The sequence below is a fragment of the Rahnella sp. 1L-D-7-B-C2 genome (assembly GCF_057290995.1).
This window is the reverse complement of record NZ_JBXAVQ010000007.1, coordinates 182,570-205,110: the sequence shown is the minus strand read 5'-3', so window position 1 is coordinate 205,110 and position 22,541 is coordinate 182,570. Positions and strand designations below refer to the sequence as shown.

The 22,541-nt window shown below is 53.5% G+C and carries 20 protein-coding genes; 14 read left to right on the top strand and 6 right to left on the bottom strand.

All coding sequences use genetic code 11. From position 1 onward, the window contains the following. Positions 1 to 33 precede the first annotated feature (33 nt). From murQ to yfhb, 3 genes are read left to right on the top strand one after another with little or no spacing between them, the layout of a single operon-like run. Positions 34 to 927 carry an N-acetylmuramic acid 6-phosphate etherase gene (murQ, locus tag AC0Z7K_RS14195; RefSeq protein ID WP_485614962.1) on the top strand — a complete coding sequence of 298 codons (894 nt, stop codon included), beginning with the start codon at positions 34 to 36 and terminating at the stop codon, positions 925 to 927. A gap of 28 nt (positions 928 to 955) precedes the next feature. Continuing rightward, positions 956 to 2,320, top strand: a complete 1,365-nt coding sequence (locus tag AC0Z7K_RS14190; protein WP_485614961.1) for a PTS transporter subunit EIIC — start codon at positions 956 to 958, stop codon at positions 2,318 to 2,320. A 4-nt stretch (positions 2,321 to 2,324) separates the two neighbouring features. Next, the gene (gene yfhb, locus AC0Z7K_RS14185) at positions 2,325 to 2,963 is read left to right on the top strand and encodes a phosphatidylglycerophosphatase C (RefSeq protein WP_413528026.1); all 639 of its coding nucleotides are present in this window, start codon (positions 2,325 to 2,327) and stop codon (positions 2,961 to 2,963) included. Between the two features lie 107 nt (positions 2,964 to 3,070). Here yfhb and yiaY read toward each other — a convergent pair whose 3' ends face one another. Next, a complete protein-coding gene (gene yiaY, locus AC0Z7K_RS14180; RefSeq protein ID WP_485614941.1) occupies positions 3,071 to 4,222 on the bottom strand; it encodes an L-threonine dehydrogenase in 1,152 nt (383 codons plus the stop codon). A gap of 288 nt (positions 4,223 to 4,510) precedes the next feature. Between yiaY and tadA the strand changes: the two genes are divergently transcribed. Next, positions 4,511 to 5,062: a tRNA adenosine(34) deaminase TadA gene (gene tadA, locus AC0Z7K_RS14175; protein ID WP_485614940.1), complete on the top strand. Its 552-nt coding sequence runs from the start codon at positions 4,511 to 4,513 to the stop codon at positions 5,060 to 5,062. Positions 5,063 to 5,071: 9 nt separating this feature from the next. On the opposite strand, the gene mltF is transcribed toward tadA, so the two are convergent. Continuing rightward, entirely contained in the window at positions 5,072 to 6,532 is a 1,461-nt protein-coding gene (gene mltF, locus AC0Z7K_RS14170) for a membrane-bound lytic murein transglycosylase MltF (protein ID WP_413528029.1), read from the bottom strand. Between the two features lie 278 nt (positions 6,533 to 6,810). Here mltF and purL point away from each other — a divergent pair, with 278 nt between their 5' ends. The 6 genes from purL (at position 6,811) to AC0Z7K_RS14140 (ending at position 15,766) form a co-directional block, all read left to right on the top strand. Continuing rightward, the gene (gene purL / locus AC0Z7K_RS14165) at positions 6,811 to 10,701 is read left to right on the top strand and encodes a phosphoribosylformylglycinamidine synthase (RefSeq protein WP_485614939.1); all 3,891 of its coding nucleotides are present in this window, start codon (positions 6,811 to 6,813) and stop codon (positions 10,699 to 10,701) included. A gap of 101 nt (positions 10,702 to 10,802) precedes the next feature. Next, positions 10,803 to 11,426, top strand: a complete 624-nt coding sequence (gene pagP / locus AC0Z7K_RS14160) for a lipid IV(A) palmitoyltransferase PagP (protein WP_485614960.1) — start codon at positions 10,803 to 10,805, stop codon at positions 11,424 to 11,426. A gap of 354 nt (positions 11,427 to 11,780) precedes the next feature. Beyond that, the gene (gene pagP / locus AC0Z7K_RS14155; protein ID WP_485614959.1) at positions 11,781 to 12,299 is read left to right on the top strand and encodes a lipid IV(A) palmitoyltransferase PagP; all 519 of its coding nucleotides are present in this window, start codon (positions 11,781 to 11,783) and stop codon (positions 12,297 to 12,299) included. 173 nt (positions 12,300 to 12,472) lie between these two features. Then, the gene (gene agp, locus AC0Z7K_RS14150; protein ID WP_413528033.1) at positions 12,473 to 13,774 is read left to right on the top strand and encodes a bifunctional glucose-1-phosphatase/inositol phosphatase; all 1,302 of its coding nucleotides are present in this window, start codon (positions 12,473 to 12,475) and stop codon (positions 13,772 to 13,774) included. 171 nt (positions 13,775 to 13,945) lie between these two features. Then, the gene (locus AC0Z7K_RS14145) at positions 13,946 to 14,953 is read left to right on the top strand and encodes a fatty acid desaturase (RefSeq protein ID WP_485614938.1); all 1,008 of its coding nucleotides are present in this window, start codon (positions 13,946 to 13,948) and stop codon (positions 14,951 to 14,953) included. 15 nt (positions 14,954 to 14,968) lie between these two features. Continuing rightward, positions 14,969 to 15,766 (top strand): phosphate/phosphite/phosphonate ABC transporter substrate-binding protein, encoded by a 798-nt coding sequence (locus AC0Z7K_RS14140; RefSeq protein WP_485614937.1) that lies wholly within the window; start codon positions 14,969 to 14,971, stop codon positions 15,764 to 15,766. A gap of 49 nt (positions 15,767 to 15,815) precedes the next feature. Here AC0Z7K_RS14140 and sseA read toward each other — a convergent pair whose 3' ends face one another. The 3 genes from sseA to AC0Z7K_RS14125 all read right to left on the bottom strand — a co-directional run bounded on the left by sseA (position 15,816) and on the right by AC0Z7K_RS14125 (position 18,163). Next, positions 15,816 to 16,661, bottom strand: a complete 846-nt coding sequence (sseA, locus tag AC0Z7K_RS14135) for a 3-mercaptopyruvate sulfurtransferase (RefSeq protein ID WP_485614936.1) — start codon at positions 16,659 to 16,661, stop codon at positions 15,816 to 15,818. Between the two features lie 31 nt (positions 16,662 to 16,692). Then, entirely contained in the window at positions 16,693 to 17,241 is a 549-nt protein-coding gene (locus AC0Z7K_RS14130; protein ID WP_485614935.1) for a GNAT family N-acetyltransferase, read from the bottom strand. Between the two features lie 130 nt (positions 17,242 to 17,371). Beyond that, complete coding sequence (locus AC0Z7K_RS14125; protein ID WP_485614934.1) at positions 17,372 to 18,163, bottom strand: helix-turn-helix transcriptional regulator; 792 nt, start codon at positions 18,161 to 18,163, stop codon at positions 17,372 to 17,374. Between the two features lie 139 nt (positions 18,164 to 18,302). Here AC0Z7K_RS14125 and AC0Z7K_RS14120 point away from each other — a divergent pair, with 139 nt between their 5' ends. Further along, the gene (locus AC0Z7K_RS14120; protein ID WP_485614958.1) at positions 18,303 to 19,073 is read left to right on the top strand and encodes a class I SAM-dependent methyltransferase; all 771 of its coding nucleotides are present in this window, start codon (positions 18,303 to 18,305) and stop codon (positions 19,071 to 19,073) included. A gap of 52 nt (positions 19,074 to 19,125) precedes the next feature. Here the strand turns inward: AC0Z7K_RS14120 and AC0Z7K_RS14115 are convergent, their stop codons facing one another. Continuing rightward, a complete protein-coding gene (locus AC0Z7K_RS14115) occupies positions 19,126 to 20,043 on the bottom strand; it encodes a DUF808 domain-containing protein (RefSeq protein ID WP_485614933.1) in 918 nt (305 codons plus the stop codon). Positions 20,044 to 20,447: 404 nt separating this feature from the next. Here AC0Z7K_RS14115 and AC0Z7K_RS14110 point away from each other — a divergent pair, with 404 nt between their 5' ends. The 3 genes from AC0Z7K_RS14110 to aroL all read left to right on the top strand — a co-directional run bounded on the left by AC0Z7K_RS14110 (position 20,448) and on the right by aroL (position 22,304). Then, positions 20,448 to 20,723, top strand: a complete 276-nt coding sequence (locus AC0Z7K_RS14110; RefSeq protein ID WP_112164265.1) for a YdgH/BhsA/McbA family protein — start codon at positions 20,448 to 20,450, stop codon at positions 20,721 to 20,723. A 214-nt stretch (positions 20,724 to 20,937) separates the two neighbouring features. Continuing rightward, positions 20,938 to 21,516 (top strand): class I SAM-dependent methyltransferase, encoded by a 579-nt coding sequence (locus tag AC0Z7K_RS14105; protein ID WP_485614932.1) that lies wholly within the window; start codon positions 20,938 to 20,940, stop codon positions 21,514 to 21,516. A 263-nt stretch (positions 21,517 to 21,779) separates the two neighbouring features. Next, positions 21,780 to 22,304 (top strand): shikimate kinase AroL, encoded by a 525-nt coding sequence (gene aroL, locus AC0Z7K_RS14100; RefSeq protein ID WP_485614931.1) that lies wholly within the window; start codon positions 21,780 to 21,782, stop codon positions 22,302 to 22,304. Positions 22,305 to 22,541 lie beyond the last annotated feature (237 nt).

Below are 22,541 nucleotides of genomic sequence, written 5' to 3'. Positions count from 1 at the left end.
TTAAAAATTCAGGAGTGTGTAATGAACCTTACGATGAACTTAGGTGCTCTGGTTTCAGAGAGCCGCAACCCGGATACGATGAATCTGGATGAAATGTCCACGCTGGATCTGGTGACCTGCTTCAACCATGAAGACCGCAAGGTGCCGGAGGCTATCAATAAGGTGCTGCCGGAAATCGCCCTGGCTGTCGACAAAGCGGCTGCCTCATTTAAAGCCGGAGGTCGCCTGATTTATCTCGGCGCAGGAACCAGTGGCCGTCTGGGCGTGCTGGATGCATCAGAATGTCCTCCAACGTTTGGCGTCCCACACACTATGGTCATCGGCCTGATTGCCGGTGGGCCGGGTGCGATGCTTAAAGCGGTGGAAGGCGCGGAAGACAACGAAGCGCTGGGCGTTGAAGATTTAAAAAATCTCAGTCTGACTGACAAAGATACGGTAGTAGGTCTTGCTGCCAGCGGGCGGACACCTTATGTCATTGGTGCGCTGCGTTACGCTACGCAGCTCGGTTGTGCCACCGTTGCGATTTCCTGTAACCCGGATTCGCCGATTGCCCGTGAAGCCAGTGTCGCGATTTCGCCGGTCGTCGGTCCGGAAGCGCTGACCGGTTCCACTCGTCTGAAATCCGGCACGGCGCAGAAGCTGGTGCTGAATATGATTTCAACCGGCGCGATGGTCAAAACCGGCAAGGTTTATCAGAACCTGATGGTGGATGTGAAAGCGACCAACGTTAAGCTGGTCGATCGCGCCTGTCGCATTGTAGTGGAAGCCACTGGAGCTGCGCGGGAAGCCGCTGAACAAGCTTTGTCAGAAACCGAATTCGAAGTGAAACCGGCGATTCTGATGTTACTGGCGGGAATCGATGCGCAGCAGGCCATTGCGCGCCTGACAAAACACAATGGATTCCTGCGCGCAGCTCTGGCGGATTAAAGCAAAGGGGATAAGCATGGCGACGGCGATGAACAAAACTCACCTGCTGGCTTCGAAGATCTTGCAGGGTGTGGGCGGTGAAGCAAATATCAGTAAGCTGGAAAACTGCATGACCCGCGTACGCGTGGAAGTGTACGACGATGGGCTTCTGGATCTGGCCAACCTGAAAACGCTGGAAGGTATCAAGGGCTATCTTAAGCAGGGCGAGCAGCATCAGTTTATTGTCGGTCCGGGTGCGGCGGCAAAAGTTGTGGATGCCATGCGGTTACAGCTCAGCCCGGTGCGCACGGGCTCCGGTGAAAGCGACATCGCACGCAACAAAGCCGATGCGAAAGCCAAATATTCCGCCCCAATGAGCGGGGCGCTGCGCAAACTCGCAGATATCTTTATCCCGCTTATTCCGGCATTTATCGCCTCAGGCCTGATCATGGGCATCATCAATCTGCTTAAACGGCCTGATATTGCCGGTTCGATTGCGACAGATTATCCGAATATTCTCGGGCTACTGGCGGTATTCGGCGGTGCGGTGTTTGCCATCATGAATATTCTGGTCGGTGTGAATGCTGCGCGGGTTTTCGGTGGTTCTCAGGCGATGGGTGGCGTGATGGCAGGGATCCTATCGAGCCCGGCGCTGGCGCAAATCACCTTATTCGGGGAAACACTTCAACCCGGCCGTGGCGGCGTGATTGCTGTGTTGCTGGTGGTTGCGCTGATGTGCTGGCTGGAAAAACGCCTGCGGCAGTGGTTGCCGGAATCCGTTGAGCTTATCCTCAATCCGCTGATCACCACGCTAATTACCGCAACGCTGGCGATCATTATCCTGCAACCGCTTGGCGGAATTATATCTGACGGTATCGCGCACGGCGTGAATATCGCCATCGACAAAGGTGGTTTGCTGGTCGGCGCTATTTTAGCTGGGGCGTTTCTGCCGCTGGTGCTCTCAGGTTTACATCAGGGGCTGGTGCCGATCCACGTCGAGCTGATTCAGGCGCACGGTTCCAATCCATTATTGCCGATCCTGGCGATGGCCGGCGTAGGGCAGGTGGGCGCGGCGATTGCGGTCTATATGAAAACCCGCAATGCCCGGTTGAAAAAAGTGATTAAAGGCGCCTTGCCGGTCGGCATTTTGGGCATCGGTGAGCCGCTGATATTTGGCGTGACATTGCCACTCGGGCGACCTTTTATCGGCGCATGTCTGGGCGGAGCCGTCGGCGGTGCGCTAATCTGTTACTGGAAAGTCGCGACGGTGATCACTTTTGGTATTTCAGGATTGCCGCTGGCGCTGACCATTGTTTCCGGCAAAGTGATGTTGTATCTGGCAGGTTTAGTCATTACGGTATTAGCTGGTTTTATATTTACCTGGATGATGGGGTTCAACGATCCCGAGGAGTAACGGATTGACTACGAAGCCTGACCGACGGGTAGTATTTTTTGATCTTGACGGCACGCTGCATCAGCAGGACATGTTTGGATCCTTCTTACGCTTCCTGCTTTGGCGTATGCCGCAAAATCTGATTCTGGTGGTGCCTTTGCTGCCACTGATTGGGCTGGGATTATTCTTTCAGGGGCGTGCGACCCGCTGGCCGATGAGCCTTTTGCTTTGGGCGATCACCTTTGGGCACAGCGAGGCGCGACTCAAGGCGCTGGAATTGCAGTTTGTGAATGCGTTCCGCCAGAAAGTGGTGGAATTCCCGGTGGTGCAGCGCCGTTTGCGGGAGTATCTCGACAGCGATGATACCGAAGTCTGGCTGATTACCGGATCGCCGGAAAATCTGGTGAAGCAGGTCTATCACGAATCGCTGTTTTTACCGCAGGTGAAACTGGTAGGCAGCCGGATTAAACGGGCTAAAGGTGGTTGGGTTTTACCACTGCGTTGTCTGGGCGAAGAGAAAGTAGTGCAACTGGAAAGCCGCATCGGTTCGCCGCTGAAACTTTACAGCGGTTACAGCGACAGCAAACAGGACAACCCATTGCTGTATTTTTGCGAGCATCGTTTTCGCGTCAGCAAACAAGGTGAGCTACAGCAACTGGAATGACGCTTCCGGTTCTGCGCCTCATAAACAGAAAAGGCCGGATTTCCGGCCTTTTCTGTTTTTCTATTGCCTGACGCCCCCGTCAGGGTTAAGAAATTTTCCTGAGAGGGTTACATTGCCGCTTTGAAAATCGCAACAATGTCCTGATGTGTGCCCTGAATCGGGTTAGTGAGCGCACAGGCATCGTTAAGTGCGTTGGTCGCCAGCGTACTGAAATCTTCCTCTTTCACATTCAAATCACGCAGTCCGGCCGGAATGCCGACGTCGCGTGCCAGCTGGCGGATCGCATCGATACAGGCTTTGGCACCTTGCTCGTCCGTCATGCCAGCGACATCAATGTGCATCGCGGCAGCGACGTCTTTCAGGCGCGGGCTGGCCACGCGGGCATTATATTCCTGCACGAAAGGCAGCAGCACCGCATTACAGACGCCGTGCGGCAGATTATAGAAACCGCCCAGCTGGTGCGCCATCGCGTGAACATATCCGAGGGACGCGTTATTAAACGCCATCCCCGCCAGGAACTGCGCGTAGGCCATGTTTTCGCGCGCCTGCATGTTGGCGCCTTCGTTGACGGCGGTGCGCAGCGAATCGGCAATCATGGTGACCGCTTTCAGCGCACAGGCATCGGTGATCGGATTCGCGGCGCTGGAAACATAGGCTTCAATCGCGTGCGTCAGTGCGTCCATACCGGTTGCCGCTGTCAGCCCTTTTGGCATACCTGCCATCAGATGTGGATCGTTGACGGACATCAGCGGTGTCACATTCTTATCGACGATGGCCATTTTGATATGGCGTGCTTCATCCGTGATGATGCAAAAGCGGGTCATTTCGGATGCCGTACCGGCGGTGGTGTTAATGGAGATCAGCGGCAACTGTGGTTTAGCAGAACGGTCAACGCCTTCGTAATCTTTGATGTCGCCACCGTTAGTGGCGAGCAATGCTATCCCTTTTGCACAGTCGTGCGGCGAACCACCGCCGAGGGAAATCACGCAGTCACAGGCATCACGTTGCAGAATTTCCAAACCTTCACGCACATTGCGGGTGGTCGGGTTGGGATGTGTTCCGTGGTAGACGCTGCTTTGCACATCACTTTGCGCCAGTAATTCCTGAACCTGTTTTACGACGCCGATATCGAACAGCACTTTATCGGTAACGATCAGGGCGTGGTGGAAACCGTGCTGCGCGATGGCAGACGCTGCATCGTTGAGTGCGCCTGAACCAATCACGTTGACAGATGGGATGAAGAACGTTGCGGTAGTCATAATGTATATCCTTATAGTTAATTCTTAGTAGGTACAAACAAAGCTTATGATTGTTACCGGTAACATCATTTGATCTACCACAATAATTTTTGAATTTAAGAGCAATAAATAAATTACCATTATGAATTGAAAGGTTATTGCGATTGGCTTTGATTTAAGGGAGATGAATTCATTGATAAATACCGATGAGGTAAACTGTTCAATTAATACTATGAATAGTTTTCTTGAGTACGTCCTGCTGTCGTGGGCGCGTATCCGGAAGAAAGGTATAATGACGGCCGGTTAAAAATGATCGAGGTTGAAGTGGCAGACGTTGAGTTGGCAGAAGTAAAAGATGATGAGTTCTGGATGCTCCATGCCATGAATCTGGCACTTAAAGCACAGGATGAAGGTGAAGTGCCTGTGGGTGCCGTGCTGGTTTTAGATAATCAGGTCATTGGCGAAGGCTGGAACCGTTCCATCGGCCATCATGATCCCACTGCACATGCCGAAATTATGGCGCTGCGGCAGGGCGGCAACGTCGTGCAAAACTATCGCCTGATCGACGCTACGCTGTATGTCACGCTGGAGCCTTGTGTGATGTGCGCGGGCGCGATGATCCATAGCCGGATCCGCCGCGTAGTGTATGGCGCGGCAGACGCCAAAACCGGGGCTGCCGGTTCCCTGCTCGATGTGCTGCGCCATCCGGGCATGAATCATCAGGTAGAAATTACGTCCGGCATACTGGCCGATGCCTGTTCGGAACAGCTGAGCGCTTTCTTTCGTTACCGACGCAGTCAGAAAAAAGCGCTGCGGCTGGCGCAGCGTGTTGCTGAAAGTGGCGCATCGCCGGAAGAATAATCTGCACGCTTACTCCGCCAGCGCTTCCTTCGCATCCACCACCGGATAGCCCTGGCCTAACTGAGCTTGCAACGCCGCCTGCTGTGCCTGTTGTTTATCTCTTTCCACCAGATACCCCACCAGACTGAGCTGATAGCGGCGGATGTTTTCCACGTAGTTATACGCCTGTGTTCCGCGTGCATAGCCGTAGGTTGTTCGGCCGATATAGCGTTTTTGATTCAGCATCGGCAAACGCTGTTTTACATCAGCCCAGCTGTCGGGATTGGCTTTCTGCTGCGCCGTCAGCTTACGGGCATCCAGCATGTGTCCGTAACCCATGTTATAGGCGGCAAGGGCAAACCAGATTTTCTCATCCTGCGGAATGCTTTCCGGCATCTTTTCCATCAGCCTTGAAAGATAGAGCGCACCGCCGCGAATACTTTGCTCTGCATCGGTCCTGTCATCCACGTCCAGCCCTGAAGCTGTTGCACGGGTTAGCATCATCACGCCGCGCACGCCGGTGGGTGATTTAGCCTGCGGATCCCAGTGTGATTCCTGATAAGCAATCGCAGCCAGCAACCGCCAGTCGATGTCCTGCGCGTACTTTTCAAACAGCGGCTGCAGATCCGGCAGCGTTTTGTCGATGGCATTGAGGAAGGTGCGGGTATCGACGTAATCGAAGTCGCCTACGTGGCCGAGATATTTTTCCTCGAGTTTCTCCAGCGTACCGTCGTCGGCAATCTGGCTAAAAAAATCCAGCATGGCGGCGGAGAGGCTGTCATCGTCCGGCTGCTTGCGGTAATACCAGGTGACGGGTTCATCTTCGGTAACGTCAAAAGCAACGGCCAGACGCGGATATACGCGCTGCATCAGTGCAATAGTGACGGAATCGCCCAGAGTGTAATCCAGCTTGCCGTTTTCTACCTGTTGCAGCAGGTCGCGCGGCGACATCTTGTCGGTGGTGCTCCACGTCAGGTTAGGGAATTTTTTGCCAGCGGCTTCGAGCGTCGGGATGTGCGCGGTGCCGGCGGAAACCATCAGCGTGCCTTTAATGTCGGCGAAGCTTTTCGGGCGCGCGGCACCCTGCCGGTAAACCAGCTGCTGCGAGATGGAATAGTATTCAGGCCCGGCCCGGTAGTTTTTCAGCCGTTCATTGTTGTACACCAGACCCGAAGCCAGCATGTCGGCTTTATCGTGGTCCAGTTCACTGAACATGGCGTCTACGGTAGTGTGCTGAGAGACGACCAGTGTCACGCCCAGATAATCTGCAAAGCGTTTCGCCAGCTCGTAATCGAAGCCGAGATTACCTTCCGGGGAGTCCATAAAAGTCAGTGGAGAATTGAGCGTGCTGACGCGCAATTCTCCACGGGATTTTATTTGATCCAACTGGTCGCCTTCACCCCTGTGCCATGGCACGGCAGGCCATAAGGCCAGCGCCAGCAACAGGGCGGCAATCCCCATCAGGACATAGTTAATTTTTAGTCGCGTCAAATAGTTATCTCGCTGCGGCGCTCTTATTTTTTTACGATATGCTGTGCAGTTAGTATGGTTATATCCCCAGTGCTGACGCATTTTGCTCAACAAAACGGCAGTCTGCAACTTTATTCATAATACCCGCACAAATTATCAGTCTATAAATGAATATCAATATTCCCTGCGCAAACGGTTTCGTCGGGCGATGGCTTTCTTTATAATAGGCCGCGTTTTCCCCCTGTTGCGCCCAATGAAGCACTGTGGTCAGTGTCTTCGAAGACGAGAGATCTGTGATTATGGAAATACTGCGTGGTTCGCCCGCTTTGTCGGCTTTTCGCATTAACAAATTGTTGTCCCGCTGTCAGGATGCCCACCTTCCGGTCAGCGATGTCTACGCCGAATATGTACACTTTGCCGATGTCAGCGCACCGCTGAGTTCGGACGAACAAACCAAGTTACAACGCCTCCTGAAATACGGTCCTTCTCTCGCTGAACACGCTCCAACTGGCCGCTTACTGCTGGTCACTCCACGTCCCGGCACCATTTCTCCGTGGTCTTCCAAAGCCACTGACATCGCGCACAACTGCGGTTTATCTCAGGTGCTGCGTCTTGAACGCGGTCTGGCATTTTACGTACAGGCACCGCAGCTGACCGAAGCGCAGTGGACGCATCTGGGCGCATTGCTGCATGACCGGATGATGGAAACTCTCTTCGGTAAGCTCGAAGACGCCAGCGCCTTGTTCGCGCAGCATCAGCCCGCGCCAGTGCAGCATGTCGATATTCTTGGCGAAGGCCGCAGCGCGCTGGAAAGCGCCAACACCAAACTGGGTCTGGCGCTGGCGCAGGATGAAATTGACTATCTGATGGAAGCCTTTACGTCGTTGGGGCGCAACCCGACTGACATCGAACTCTATATGTTCGCGCAGGCTAACTCTGAACACTGCCGCCACAAAATCTTCAACGCAGACTGGGTGATCGACGGTGAAACGCAGCCGAAATCCTTGTTTAAGATGATCAAGAATACCTTCGAACAGACGCCGGACTACGTGCTTTCTGCGTATAAAGATAACGCCGCCGTGATGGAAGGTTCGCAGGTCGGTCGTTTTTACGCCGATGCGAAAGACGGTCTGTACGATTTCCATCAGGAGCAGGCGCATATCCTGATGAAGGTCGAAACCCATAATCACCCGACGGCGATTTCTCCGTGGCCGGGCGCGGCAACGGGCTCCGGCGGTGAAATCCGTGACGAAGGTGCAACCGGTCGCGGTGCAAAACCTAAAGCCGGTCTGGTCGGTTTCTCGGTTTCCAACCTGCGTATTCCGGGCTTTGAACAGCCGTGGGAAGAAGATTTCGGCAAGCCGGATCGCATCGTTACCGCGCTCGATATCATGACCGACGGTCCGCTGGGCGGGGCAGCGTTCAACAACGAATTTGGTCGTCCGGCGCTGTTAGGCTACTTCCGCACTTACGAAGAAAACGTCAACAGCCACAATGGTCCTGAGCTGCGTGGTTACCACAAACCGATCATGCTGGCGGGCGGTATCGGTAACATCCGGGCCGATCATGTACAGAAAGGCGAAATCACCGTTGGCGCGAAGCTGATTGTCCTCGGCGGTCCGGCGATGAATATCGGTCTGGGCGGCGGTGCGGCTTCTTCTATGGCCTCTGGCCAGTCTGATGCGGATCTGGATTTTGCTTCCGTACAGCGCGATAACCCGGAAATGGAACGCCGCTGCCAGGAAGTCATCGATCGCTGCTGGCAGCTCGGTGAAGCCAACCCTATTCTGTTTATCCATGACGTTGGCGCCGGCGGCTTATCCAATGCCATGCCGGAACTGGTAAGCGACGGCAACCGCGGCGGCCGCTTCCAGTTGCGCGATATCCTCAACGACGAACCGGGCATGAGCCCGCTGGAAGTCTGGTGTAACGAATCCCAGGAACGTTACGTGATGGCGGTTGCACCTGCTCAGCTCGAACAGTTCGATGCCATCTGTAAACGCGAGCGCGCGCCTTACGCCGTGATCGGCGAAGCGACAGAAGAAATGCATTTGTCTCTGGAAGACAGCCATTTCGACAACCAGCCGATCGATATGCCGCTGGACGTTCTGCTTGGCAAAACGCCGAAAATGACCCGTGACGTCACGACGCTGAAAGCGAGCGGCGATGACCTTAACGCGGAAAATATTCAGATCGCTGAGGCCGTAAACCGCGTTATGCATCTGCCTGCAGTGGCAGAGAAAACCTTCCTGATCACGATCGGCGACCGTACGGTTACCGGCATGGTTGCGCGTGATCAGATGGTCGGCCCGTGGCAGATCCCTGTCGCTGACTGCGCCGTCACCACCGCCAGCCTCGACAGCTATTATGGCGAAGCGATGTCTCTGGGTGAACGTGCCCCGATTGCGCTGCTGGACTTTGCTGCTTCCGGGCGCATGGCCGTCGGCGAAGCGCTTACCAACATTGCGGCGGTGGAAATCGGCAGCCTCAAGCGCGTGAAGCTTTCTGCTAACTGGATGTCAGCGGCCGGTCATCCGGGCGAAGATGCTGGTCTGTACGCGGCGGTGAAAGCCGTGGGCGAGGAGCTTTGTCCGGCGCTGGGTATCACCATTCCTGTGGGCAAAGACTCTATGTCGATGAAAACCCGCTGGCAGGAAGGCAACGAACAACGCGAGATGACGTCACCGCTGTCTTTGGTAATCACCGCGTTTGCCCGCGTCGAAGACGTGCGTCATACCGTGACACCACAACTGCACACCGATAAAGGCGACACTGCGCTGCTGCTGGTGGATCTGGGAGCCGGTCATAATGCCCTGGGTGCAACGGCGCTGGCACAGGTTTATCGTCAATTGGGTAACACTCCTGCTGACGTACGCAGTGCAGAACAGCTCGGGGGCTTCTTCAACGCGATGCAGGCGCTGGTCGCTGAGCAGAAACTGCTGGCTTATCATGACCGTTCCGACGGCGGTTTGCTGGTCACGCTGGCAGAAATGGCCTTTGCTGGTCATTGCGGCCTGACGGCTGATATCGCTGCACTCGGCAATGACGCTCTGGCTGCACTGTTCAATGAAGAACTGGGTGCGGTGATTCAGGTTCGCGCACAGGATCGTGATGCCGTTGAGCAGACGCTGGCGAAGTTTGGTCTGGCGAATTGCACACATTATCTCGGCACAGTGGAAACCGGCGACCGTTTCATCCTCACTCATGGCGACAAGCCGGTGTACAGCGAAAGTCGCACCACCTTGCGTACCTGGTGGGCGGAAACCACCTGGCAGATGCAGCGTCTGCGTGATAACCCCGAATGCGCCGATCAGGAACATCAGGCGAAAACCAATGATCTCGATCCGGGTCTGAACGTCAAACTGACGTTCGCACCTGATGAAGACGTTGCCGCGCCTTATATCGCGAAAGGTGCACGGCCAAAAGTCGCTGTGCTGCGTGAGCAGGGCGTGAACTCTCACGTGGAAATGGCAGCCGCCTTCCACCGTGCAGGTTTCGACGCGGTAGACATCCACATGAGTGATCTGCTGGCCGGTCGCCGTGATTTGCAGGATTTCCACACGCTGGTGGCGTGCGGTGGGTTCTCTTACGGTGACGTGCTGGGCGCAGGAGAAGGCTGGGCGAAGTCTGTCCTGTTCAATGAGCGCGTGCGCGAAGAGTTCGCGGAGTTCTTCCATCGCCCGCAAACGCTGGCGCTGGGCGTGTGTAACGGCTGTCAGATGATGTCTAACCTGAAAGAGCTGATTCCGGGCGCAGAACACTGGCCGCGCTTCGTGCGCAACCTGTCTGACCGCTTTGAAGCGCGCTTCAGTTTGGTCGAAGTGACCGCCAGCCCGTCGATGTTCATGCAGGGTATGGCAGGTTCACATATGCCAATTGCGGTTTCACACGGTGAAGGCCATGTGGAAGTGCGGGACGCTGCGCATCTGGCACAGATCGAGCACAGCAATCTGGTGGCGCTACGCTTTGTGGATAACCACGGTCAGGTCACGGAAAACTATCCGGCGAACCCGAACGGTTCACCGAACGGCATTACTGCGGTCACTAACCTTTCAGGTCGGGTCACCGTAATGATGCCGCACCCTGAGCGTGTCTTCCGCACTGTCAGCAACTCCTGGCACCCGGAAGAGTGGGGCGAAGACAGCCCGTGGATGCGCATGTTCCGTAATGCGCGTAAACAGCTGGGCTGAGTTATAAAATAGCTACAGTAATAAAAATCCGCAGCGCGAAAGCCTGCGGTTTTTTTTACGTTATATGATGCCCTGGTCAATTCAACAGGGCGCTCATGCCAATGAAAAATATAAAATTCGTGAATATTCGCGCGGTACTCTCTTTTTCTTTTTTTGCTATTTCCCTAATTGGCACTAACACAGCGCAAGCTGAAGAAAGTGTTATTGTTCCACAAGCTAAAACAGTTTCAGAGCAAGGGAATAACGAAAGTTTATGGTCTGCATATAAAAATAATATTGCGGTAACCTGGAATGCGCCACAGCATCAGGATCTCTTTCTGCCCGTATTAACACGCCACAATCGTCATACCCACAGTAAAAAACAAATCGATGGATATAATGAACATCCATGGGGTGGTGGTTACGGCGTTTCTCGCTATGACGAAAAAGGAAACTGGCATGCCCTTTATGCTATGGCATTTAAAGACTCCTTTAATAAATGGGAACCTGTTGCCGGTTATGGTTATGAAAAAATATGGCAACCGCTGAATGATAAAGAATTCCGATTAGGTGCAGGGTATATTACTGCTGTATCGGCGCGTGATAATTATGATTATGTTCCTTTACCGATGGTCTTGCCTCTGGTTTCAGCAGGCTATTCCCGGTTGACGTTCCAGACAACCTACGTGCCAGGCACCAACAGCAAAGGCAACGTTCTCTTTGATTGGTTCCGTTTTCAGTTTTGATAATTAATTTAATTACTTTAGTTAAATAATGAGATAATTCCCGCAGCATCTTTGCGAATATTCTGAGTGTTATGGGAGGTTCGGGTGGGAGTTGTATAAACAAAAACTAAATCATTTAAGGATAATTCTGATAATACAGAATTTAAATGCTGTAAATTCATTAAATTAACTGTGGCGAGGTTTTTTCGTTATACCTACGTTTACTTTATTGAGCCAAGCTTTGTTTATGATACTACCTCAATGCAGGGAGTTATTGTGAAAATGCTAATCAATAAAGTATTAGGTTGTTGGGTAGTGGTATTAACGTTGTGTTTGAGTTCGCCTGTCTGGGCAACCACCAGCGGACTGGATCCGATGAGCACCCCCAATAAAGATGGCACGGAGTCCATTTTTCCGGGGATGTGGGATTCTTTCAAAGAGAACGTGTCCGATACCTGGAACGATTCTGATTCGCAGGATATCTATCTGCCGGTCATAACCTGGCACAACCGCCTGACTTATGACAAAGAAAAAACTGACAGATATAACGAGCGTCCGTGGGGCGGAGGTTATGGTATTTCCCGATATGATGAGAAAGGAAACTGGAACGGCATCTATTTTATGGCGTTTAAAGACTCACATAATAAGTGGCAACCGATCGGGGGGTATGGCTGGGAAAAAATATGGCAGCCAATCAATGATAAAGATTTTCGTTTAGGTTTAGGATATACGGCGGCGGTCACCGCGCGCGATGACTATAAATATATTCCTATTCCGATCGTATTACCGCTGGCTTCGGTCGGCTATAACAAACTCACTTTTCAGGCGACCTATATTCCCGGTACCCATAATAATGGCAACGTGTTCTTTGCCTGGCTGCGTTATCAGTTCTGAGTCAGTTTCTTTGTGACTGAACAAAGTCCCGGGCGCAGGTTGTGAACCTGATCCCCCACTTCTGGTGAATATTCCACTATGCTAGAAATTCATCGCAGGAATCAATCTGTTGGATCCTGCGGTGATTTTTTATTTCAGGGAATCTACAAAACTATTCATCAAGAGGATCACTCGTGAAAAAAGCATCCCGTTTTCTTGCATTGTCTGCACTTGCCTGCGTTTTGCCGCTCTCCGTGCCTGTCGCTCAGGCTGCTCAGTCCGATAATTTAGAACTGCAACAGGTGCTGGTGCTCAGCCGTCACGGTATCCGTGCGCCGCTGGTCAATTATGGAGATGTGCTGGCCGAATCCACCACGCATACCTGGCCTGTCTGGAAAACCGAAGGCGGCTTACTGACGCCGAAAGGCGGTCAGGTTTCCGAACATATGGGTCATTATTTCCGCGCGTGGCTGGCGAAAGACAAACTGCTGCCTGCCGCCGGATGCCCTGCAAACGCGCAAGTTTTCACTTACGCCAACAGTTTGCCGCGCACCATTGATACCGCGAAACACTTTACTGCCGGCGCTTTCCCCGGCTGTGATGTACCGGTCATCAACCGCGTAGAAGTCGGTAAAATGGATCCGGTATTTAACCCCATTATTACTGCCGAAGTGAACGATACCTTCAAAACCAGCGCGCTGAATTCTGTTAATCAGCATGCCGGTGAGGGGGGTCTGGCGGGGCTGAATCAGCGTCTGAAACCGAATTACCAACTGCTGGAAAGTATTCTCGATTACAAAAACAGCAAAATGTGTAAAGAGAAACAGCAGTGTGATCTGGCGTCGCAACCGTCGGATGTCGTGCTCACTCAGGGCAAAGAGCCGGGCATCACCGGGCCTCTGCGCATGGCGACCGGTGCCACCGACGCGTTCATGTTGCAGTATTACGAAGGTTTCCCGATGAAAGACATCGCATGGGGAAAAATCAGTACGCCTGAGCAATGGACGAAGCTGGAAACTATCAAAAATCTGTATCACGAGACCCTGTTCGGTTCGCCAACGATTGCGGCGAACGCGGCTAAACCGTTGCTCACCTTTATTGCCGGCTCACTGGATCCAAAACTGGCGAATACCGCTGATGAGAAAGCGGCACAGCAGTCAAAACTGGCCGTGCTGGTCGGGCATGATTCGAATATCGCCTCGCTGCTCGCCGCGTTGAAAACGCAGGACTACACCTTACCGGGTCAGTACGAACGTACGCCAATCAGCGGCACCGTTGTTTTCCAGCGCTGGCATGACAAGAAAGCCAATAAAGATCTGATGAAGATTGAATACATTTATCCGACCGCGAAGCAAATCCGTAACAATGTTGCGCTGAGTATCAAAAATCCTCCTGAGCGTGTGACGCTGCAAATCGAAGGCTGTGCCGTCGATAAACAGGGTTTCTGCCCGATGGACGAATTTACTCAGGCCGTGCAGAAAGATCTGCAAGGATAAGCTGAGTCATAAGACGTCTCCAGCCCGCTCCGGCGGGCTTTTTTACGCCTGAACTTTGCCGAAGGGCCTTAGCGCTGAACTGGCAATAGAATGCATTTTAAGTCAGTTCGCCAAAGTGCCGGGATGCGGGATAATTTGCCGAAGCCTTTATCATCAGCAGCGCGGAAAATTATGGCGTCGACCCCGTATTACCTCAGCGCCCGACAGCGGGCAGACATCGTGGCCCGTTCCCGTCGCCTCCTGTGGCGGCTGGAATTACCGACGTGGGCGCTTATCGTTGCTGTCTACAGCGGCTGGTTTACGGTCGTCATATTCTGGACGTCGCTCGGCGTGTGGATCGGCACGCCACTGCTGATTTGGTTCACCACATGGTATATGTCGCTGCAACATGAACTCATTCACGGCCACCCGACCCGCAAACCGTGGTTTAACCAGCTGATGGGCACGCTACCGCTGGCGGTCTGGTATCCGTACGGTTTGTATCGTGATACCCATTTGCAGCATCACGTTAACGAACATCTCACGCTGCCCGGCGATGATCCTGAAGGTTATTACTTCAGCCGTGCCCGCTGGGAAACGCTTTCACCCACAATGAAAGCGCTGGTTCGGTTACGCAATACCCTGCCGGGCAGAATGCTCCTCGGCCCGCTGCTGGATATTTGCAGCACGCTGACTGGCGCATTCATGGCGGTGTTTCGCGGTGACGGGCGGGCCGTCACGATGTGGCTGACGCACGGCGTTTTGCTGGCGGGATTGCTGTACTGGATGGCGCAGCACGGTTTATCGCCTGCCTTTTATATTCTGGCAGTGAGCTATCCGGCACTCAGCCTGACTAAAGTCCGCTCTTTCTTCGAACACCGCGCCGAACATGGGCCTGAGGCACGTTCTACCCTGAATGAAGCCGGTCTGGTGTGGCGGATTTTGTTCCTCAATCTGAATTACCATCTGGTGCATCACGATCTGCCAGGCGTCCCGTGGTTTGCATTGCGTCAGGTGTATGTCGCCGATCGTGAGGGGTACATTACGCGAAGCCAGGGTTTTTTGGTGAAAGGTTACCGGCAGTGGTTTCGCGATCACTCCAGGTCGGCGGTCATTGTCGAGAGTCATCCTTTTGCGCCGGAGGGAATGCCAGCGCAACCGTCCCGCAGCGACTATGATTATCAGCAGGACACCCTCTGAAGGAGTCGCCAAATCATGCTGATGTCTTTACCGATGTACGCCATCACCCCGCCCGACGTTGAGGCCTTCGCCAGCGTGTTGCGTGAAAAGCTCCGCCGGCTCGGCCTGCCCGATACGCCCGACTCTCTGAGCTGGCCGCAGGCGTTGCTGGCGCACTGGCAACTGCCGGATTTACTGCTCAGTCAGACCTGTGGATTCCCGCTGATGGAAAGCCTGCCGCAGGTGCAGCTGGTGGGATTATTCAGCTATCGTGCCCCCGGCTGCGACGGGTTCCGTTACCGCAGCTTTTTAGTTGTGCGTGAGGAGGATGAAGGGCGATATCTGGCCGATTTCCGCCACCGGCGTCTGGCTTTCAACAGCACCGATTCACAGTCCGGTTATAACAGCCTGCGCGCACTGGTGGCACCGCTGGCGGACGCAGGGCGGTTTTTTTCAGAGGCCTCAGCGACGGGCAGCCACCGCGAATCCCTTCATTTTATTCAGCAGAATAAAGCCGATATTGCGGCGGTAGATTGCGTGACGATGGAATTGCTCAAACGCGCGGAACCTGAAATCCTCACCGGGCTGGTTATTATCGGCCAAACCGCCGCCGTGCCTGGTTTACCGCTGATTACGTCAGCGCAAACCTCACCCGAACAGCTGGCGATTTTACGACAGGCATTGCATGAAATCGCGCATGAACCCGTCAGCGAGCCGTTACTGATCGAAGAGTTCACTGAAGTGCCGCGACTGGCCTACGGTGTGATCACGCTGATGAAGGAGATCGCGCAGTCGTTCGGCGTGAGCGAACTGACGCTGCAAAAAACGGCATAAAAAAACCGGGCTTCTCAGCCCGGTGGTTTTGATCCCTCACACTCTACTTTCAGTGCGTTTCAATAGGAAAATCTTCGTTCACGTCCCCCCATTCTGCCCACGAACCGTCGTACAGCGCGACATCTTTCACGCCCAGCGCGTCCAGTCCGAAAGCCAGTGCTGCGGCAGTGACGCCCGAGCCACAGCTGGTGATCACCGGTTTATTCAGATCCACGCCCAGCTTTTCGAACGTTGCCTTCAGGGCTTGTGGCGCTTTCAGATGGCCGTCCTGCGTCAGTTCGGTAAAAGGCACGCTAAGGCTGCCCGGAATATGGCCGCCGTGTAAACCCGGACGCGGCTCCGGCGCTTCGGCCCTAAAGCGCGCCAGCGAGCGGGCATCGATGATTTGCACTTTGCCCAGTGATTCTTTGACCTGCTGTGCCGAGACGACCACCGGACGCACCAGCTTCGCATTGAACGTTGAAGGCACGCGGGTGTGTTCACCGCTTTGAGTCGGCTTACCTTCGGCAACCCAGGCGTTCAGGCCACCGTCCAGCACGCGGACGCTTTTCGCGCCAAAACTGGTCAGCATCCACCATACGCGCGGTGCAGAGAATAAATCGCCTTCATCGTAAAGCACGATAGTTTGGGTATCGGCCACGCCGAGACGGCTCATTGAGGCGGCAAATTCTTCCGCTGTCGGCATCATATGCGGCAGGCCGGTGGAGCAGTCGGAAATACTGTCGACTTCCACATAGATCGCGTTGGGGATATGCGCTTCCAGATATTTGGCATGAAAATCAATCGGCGGGGTGATGCCCGGTTTGGATTTCCGACAATCGATAATGACCACGTCCGGTGAATTCAGATTCTTCGCCAGCCAGTCGGTAGATACGGTATGGGTAGAAAAAGTCATGTTCTGTGCCTTATCTTTTTGTGAAGCCAGCTCAGAGATCGCCCGGGATCAGGGAGTAGACCCAGGCGTCGCGCGGCTGACCGTGATAATAAAGACGATTGCGATGCAGGCCCTCGGAAGTTGCACCCGCTTTTTCCGCGACGCGGCGGCTGCGGGCGTTGCTTTCCATCGCCACAATTTCCAGCCGCGTGAGTTCAAGCTCGGTAAAAGCAAAACGGGCGGCCGCTCTGACCGCCAGCGTCGCCAGATTCCGGCTCGTATACCCGGTGCGGATCCAATATCCGAGATTGGCGAACTTATATTCCTGCACGATGCGGTTGATGCCCACGCTGCCAATCAGATCACCGCTGGCGCGATCGAACAAACAGAAATTGAATTCTGCGCCGCGATGGCGTTTTTGCTCGCTATCGGTCAGATACTTACGGCTGTCCTCCAGCGCGTATTTTTCGGTGCACCAGGTTTCCCATGCGCCAATTTCTTTTACTGAGGCCTGAACGGCTGCAAAGTGCAGCACGGCCTCCAGTTCGGTTGCAGTACGGATTTCGATTTCTTCGTCCTGATAAATCTGGCGTGTCATCATGATTATCATCCGTCAGTGTAGAAATGATTGGGGAAAGCAATCAAATCAGCCTCACACATACAGCATCAATATGTCAATTGGCGGCAGGGCTAATTAAGTGTGAAAAAACAGCGCTGTCTGGCCCGCAGTCTTACTCCTGTGGCACCAGCATCACCAGCTTGCAATCGGCATATCCTGCCGGGAAAAAAGTCTGCTGACGGTAACTTTTTTCACCTTCCGCCGGATGATTAAAGCGCCGTTCGCCCCCCTCCCGCGACAGAACTTCCTGCTGCGTCCACCACTGATTGAAGTCTGCGCTGCGCTCGCGCAGGCTGATAACGGTCTCTCGTACCGCATCGGAATGCGCATAGTGACTGGTTTCGGCGCGAAATTCTGCGACTACGCGCTTGGCGCGTTCAGCCCAGTTAGTCACCAGTTTACGCGCCAGCGGATGCAGAAACATGAAGTCGAGCAGGTTGGGTTGCGGATCAACTCCCAGCCAGCCGCTGAACAGGGTTTCGGCCTGAGCATTCCACGCCAGTACGTTCCAGCAGCTGTCGAGCAGATAAGCCGGGCAGGTGAACTGATTCACGCAGTTTTTCAGGTTAACGTCCGGCGCGCCGGAAATGTGCACGGCCTGCGGATCTTTTACCGCCGCTAAGCTGAACAGATATTCGCGCGCGGCCGGTTCCATCCGCAATGCGTTAGCGAGATTATCGAGTGTAGCAGCGGAAATAGACACATCACGCCCCTGTTCAATCCACGTGTACCAGGTGGCGCTGATGCCACTGATTTGCGCCAGCTCCTCCCGCCGCAGCCCGCTGGTTCTGCGGCGCGATGATCCTGGCAGCCCGACCATTTCCGGCGTAACCCGCTCACGGTGTGTGCGTAAAAACAGCCCCAGTGCCTTCGGGCCGGTGAGCGACTCTGCGTTATCTATCATTCTTATCTCTGAGACTGGGAGTAACTGATACCAGTATAAACGCTCATATTGTACCCGTATAGAACAATGCCTATAGTGATTTTGAGGTCGTTTGAAACCCGAAATTATCCCCATAAAAACAAGACAGGCAGGAGCAATGATGAACATGAAGAATACTCACAGTCAGGCGGTTGATAAGCAGTTTGGTTCGCAGGCGCAGGATTATCTGACCAGCGCCGTTCATGCGCAGGGCGCAGATTTACAGCGTCTGGCGGCGTTGCTGTCACCACACAAAGAGGCGCATGTTATTGATCTGGGCTGTGGTGCAGGCCACGCCAGCTTCGTGGCGGCGGGGGTGGTGAAAAGCGTGATTGCCTATGATTTGTCTGCGCAAATGCTGGAGGTCGTGGCGCAGGCGGCGAAGGATAAACAACTGGAGAACATCCGCGTACAACAGGGCGTAGCGGAATCATTGCCGTTTCCCGACAGCAGCGCCGATATCATCATCAGCCGCTATTCTGCGCATCACTGGCACGATGTCGGGCAGGCACTGCGCGAAGTGGCACGCGTGCTGAAGCCGGGCGGGGAATTTATCATGATGGACGTCGTGTCACCGGGGCATCCGCTGCTGGATATCTATCTGCAAACCATCGAAGTGCTGCGTGATACGTCGCATGTCCGTAACTATTCGCCTGGCGAATGGCTGGGCATGTCGTCGGAAGCCGGACTGATTGCCCGCGAAGTCACCACTGACCGCCTGCCGCTGGAGTTCACCAGCTGGATCGCACGTATGCGTACACCGGAACACTTCTCCGTGGCGATCCGCGAGTTGCAAAAAGTGATGTCAGACGACGTTGTTCAGCATTTCGAGATCCAGCCCGACGGTTCTTTCACCAGCGACATAATGATGCTGGTGGCGTCGAAGAACTGAGCGTCGTGAAGGTATGGAGTGCGCCCTCCGGTAAACCGGGGGCGCTGTTGTTTTACTTCTTCCCGAACATCTTTTGCCCAAGCAGAACGACACCCAGAACAGCTGCGCCGACGATCAGGCCTACGCCCAAATCGGTGGCTCCGGTGATCAGCGTATTCACCCAGCCCTGATGGCCGTGGGTGAATTTTTCCAGCAGGCTGTGCATGAACGGCAAGCCGTGGCTGATAATACTGCCACCGACCAGGAACATGGCGATGGTGCCAACGACCGACAACGTTTTCATCAGCCAGGGCGCGAGATTGACAATGCCGCGGCCAAAGGCCCGCACGCCGTTCATGACGCCGCTCTCACCGGAGAGTTTGCTCAGATACAAACCCGCATCGTCGATTTTTACAATCGCGCCAACCAGACCGTAGACGCCGATGGTCATGGCGACAGCAATCAGTACCATGACGGTGACCTGATTGAGGAACGGCGCAGCGGAAACGATACCCAGAGAAATCACGATGATTTCAGCCGACAGAATGAAGTCGGTGCGCACTGCGCCTTTCACTTTTTCTTTTTCGAGCTTTTTCGCGTCAGCATCGCTTTTTACCTGCTCCGCTGCCGGTTTTTCTTCTTCCTGATGTTTGCCGGGCATCAGCTTGTGCGCGACTTTCTCAAACCCTTCATAACATAAGTACGCGCCGCCAATCATCAGCAGCGGCGTGATAGCCCATGGAATGAAGGCGCTTATCAGCAGCGCCAGCGGCACCAGTATGGCTTTGTTTAGCATGGAACCTTTCGCCACGGCCCAGACGATCGGTAATTCCCTGTCAGCTTTTACGCCCGTGACCTGTTGTGCGTTCAGCGCTAAATCGTCACCGAGCACGCTGGCGGTTTTTTTCGCCGCGACTTTACTCATTGCGGCCACGTCATCGAGAATCGATGCGATATCATCGATTAAGGCCAGAAGGCTACCACCCGCCATAATGTATGCTCCCCATAAAAACGTCCTTAGTTTCTTGTTTAAATGAGCCACCGCCCGCGCGGAGGCCCGAATCTGCGACCCTGACTGTGCAGGTGATCAAGGAAGCAGAAAATTCATAAAAAATAATCATATCAGTGATTGCACTACGGCGTCGATTTGTGCGAATGTTGTGCGGGCTATAAATATCTTTGAAAACTCTCCATCATTTCTCCATTAAATATCGTTAATTCTCTTGCAGTTATCATTGACGAAATACTTACTTTCATTCTCTCCTTATTTTTACCACAATGGTTAAACTTCTTTACGTTGCATTACGCCCCCTTTCATTGTTTCAACGATAATTATTTCAACGGATTGCTTCCGCTCCATTAATTAACGAAACTAACGAAAGAAAGGTGCGTAATATGAAACTCTTACCTGCAATTACAGCTGTTGCTATTACTGTTGCTTCATTCTCAGCGCTGGCGGCATCGCCAATTACTGCGCAAGAAGCACAAAGCGGGACTTATCAGTCACTGGGAATGGTGTCTGTGAGTGCGCCAAGCACCGTTCCGGGCAGCATGAAAGATGCGCTGAACCAGATTGCCAGCGATAAAGGCGCAACACACTATCGCGTTGTCGGTGCCGGTACACCGGGTGATTCAAGCCTGAACCGTGCAAATGTTGAGCTGTATAAATAAAATCTGACTGATTTCAGATTGAGTATGAGAAGGCCAATGTCATCTGACATTGGCCTTTTTTTATTTATCCATGACCACGGCATAATGCTTTTTTTGGGAGTTATCCCATGTGATTTGTTTTTAATTAGCCTCTGTGACATTTATTCCCCTTATTAATCATTTCTTAAGAATTTTTCTGTTATATAAGGGTCTATGTCTTCAGGAGGTCGTTAATATGTTGAATGCCGCAAGAATGACGATTAAGAACACCGGTCTTTCGATCCAGAATCAGTTTTTTTATTTGCAGAATTTTATCAGCTCACCACGGACAATGGGGACGCTGATGCCGTCGTCACCCTGGCTGTGTCACGCGATGCTCAGCCAGATCGACTGGACAAAGTCTCTGGATATCGCCGAGTTAGGCGCGGCTGATGGTGTGCTGACGCGGCGGATCCTTAACCGCATGCGTGCAGATGCACGGCTGGATGCTTTTGAGATTGAGCCTGCGTTTATCCGCAAGCTGAATCTGTTCGACGACCGGCGGTTGCAGGTCATGGCGCATTCGGCCGAGCACCTGACGGGGGATTATGATGCGGTATTTTCTTGTCTGCCGCTGCTGTCGATGCCGACGCGTATCAGCATGAAGATTTTGCAGAAAACGCAGCAGCAACTGAAGGCGAAAGACGGTGTGCTGGTGCTCTTCCAGTACAGTCATCTTTCCGAGAAAATGTTCTCCCGCTACTTCACCTGGAAAAAAATCCGCGTCGTTAAAAATTTCCCCCCGGCACTGGTCTATATTTGTAAACCACGCTGATACAGCACTTTAGCGGTCGAACCCGCTGAGAACATTGCGCTGTAAGGATTTATCAGTATGATGCCACGGGTGGCGTAAATAAAACGCTACAGAAGCTTCACCGGCAGGTGACAAAAATCTGCCAGTGAGGCTTTTTTGTTGTACTATCTTGCGAGTACGTTTTGGCGTCAGATCAGCAACTATTTTGACATTCATGCTTCAGGTAAATGATGGATTTTCATCAGATGAGCAACGAGGCTCCCGGGGAATTAAGGACAGCGTTAATGACACAACCCATTTTCATGGTAGGCGCGCGTGGCGCGGGTAAAACGACAGTTGGAAGTGCTCTGGCCAAAGTGCTGGGCTATAAATTTGTCGATACCGATCTCTATCTGCTGCGTACCTCCGGGCTCAGCGTGGCCGATATCGTTGACCGTGAAGGCTGGGCGGGTTTCCGCCGTCGTGAAACTGAAACGCTGAAGGCGATAAGCTCGCCGCTGACAGTAATCGCCACCGGTGGTGGAGTGGTGTTGTCGGCGGAAAATCGTGATTTTATGCGCCAGACCGGCACGGTGATTTATCTGCGTTCACCAGCCTCCACGCTGGCAAACCGTCTGGAAGATGCCCCGATGGAGGATCAGCGTCCGACGCTGACCGGTAAGCCGATCACCGAAGAAATGATGCAGGTGCTGAACGAGCGCGAAGCGTTGTATCAGCAGGCCGCGCATCACGTTGTCGACGGTACGCAGGATCCGGCGCAGGTCGTCAATGCCATCATGGATGCACTGGCATTGCCGATGGCACGCTGACAGGCGTGATGATGTAAAACGACGAGTCCGGGTGGCTCGTTTTTTTATGTCTGCGGTGAGGGAAATTTCGGAAAGCGTAAACAAAACGGGCCACATTAAGTGATCGGTATCACATAGGGTGACTTATTGTTCTTACGAATAAATGGGAGTAATGTAATAACTCAGGTGATTACTTTAACCTCCATTACGGACCCCACGATGAAACCCCTGATGTCGTTCTTTCACCAGCACAGCAAA

What these genes read in the sequence shown, in the direction of transcription:
- murQ (WP_485614962.1), top strand. Translation starts at nt 34, where the DNA reads ATGAACTTAGGTGCTCTGGTTTCAGAGAGCCGCAACCCGGATACGATG.
- AC0Z7K_RS14190 (WP_485614961.1), top strand. Translation starts at nt 956, where the DNA reads ATGAACAAAACTCACCTGCTGGCTTCGAAGATCTTGCAGGGTGTGGGC.
- yiaY (WP_485614941.1), bottom strand. Translation starts at nt 4,222, where the DNA reads ATGACTACCGCAACGTTCTTCATCCCATCTGTCAACGTGATTGGTTCA.
- tadA (WP_485614940.1), top strand. Translation starts at nt 4,511, where the DNA reads ATGATCGAGGTTGAAGTGGCAGACGTTGAGTTGGCAGAAGTAAAAGAT.
- purL (WP_485614939.1), top strand. Translation starts at nt 6,811, where the DNA reads ATGGAAATACTGCGTGGTTCGCCCGCTTTGTCGGCTTTTCGCATTAAC.
- pagP (WP_485614960.1), top strand. Translation starts at nt 10,803, where the DNA reads ATGAAAAATATAAAATTCGTGAATATTCGCGCGGTACTCTCTTTTTCT.
- pagP (WP_485614959.1), top strand. Translation starts at nt 11,781, where the DNA reads ATGAGCACCCCCAATAAAGATGGCACGGAGTCCATTTTTCCGGGGATG.
- AC0Z7K_RS14145 (WP_485614938.1), top strand. Translation starts at nt 13,946, where the DNA reads ATGGCGTCGACCCCGTATTACCTCAGCGCCCGACAGCGGGCAGACATC.
- AC0Z7K_RS14140 (WP_485614937.1), top strand. Translation starts at nt 14,969, where the DNA reads ATGCTGATGTCTTTACCGATGTACGCCATCACCCCGCCCGACGTTGAG.
- sseA (WP_485614936.1), bottom strand. Translation starts at nt 16,661, where the DNA reads ATGACTTTTTCTACCCATACCGTATCTACCGACTGGCTGGCGAAGAAT.
- AC0Z7K_RS14130 (WP_485614935.1), bottom strand. Translation starts at nt 17,241, where the DNA reads ATGATGACACGCCAGATTTATCAGGACGAAGAAATCGAAATCCGTACT.
- AC0Z7K_RS14125 (WP_485614934.1), bottom strand. Translation starts at nt 18,163, where the DNA reads ATGATAGATAACGCAGAGTCGCTCACCGGCCCGAAGGCACTGGGGCTG.
- AC0Z7K_RS14120 (WP_485614958.1), top strand. Translation starts at nt 18,303, where the DNA reads ATGAACATGAAGAATACTCACAGTCAGGCGGTTGATAAGCAGTTTGGT.
- AC0Z7K_RS14115 (WP_485614933.1), bottom strand. Translation starts at nt 20,043, where the DNA reads ATGGCGGGTGGTAGCCTTCTGGCCTTAATCGATGATATCGCATCGATT.
- AC0Z7K_RS14110 (WP_112164265.1), top strand. Translation starts at nt 20,448, where the DNA reads ATGAAACTCTTACCTGCAATTACAGCTGTTGCTATTACTGTTGCTTCA.
- AC0Z7K_RS14105 (WP_485614932.1), top strand. Translation starts at nt 20,938, where the DNA reads ATGTTGAATGCCGCAAGAATGACGATTAAGAACACCGGTCTTTCGATC.
- aroL (WP_485614931.1), top strand. Translation starts at nt 21,780, where the DNA reads ATGACACAACCCATTTTCATGGTAGGCGCGCGTGGCGCGGGTAAAACG.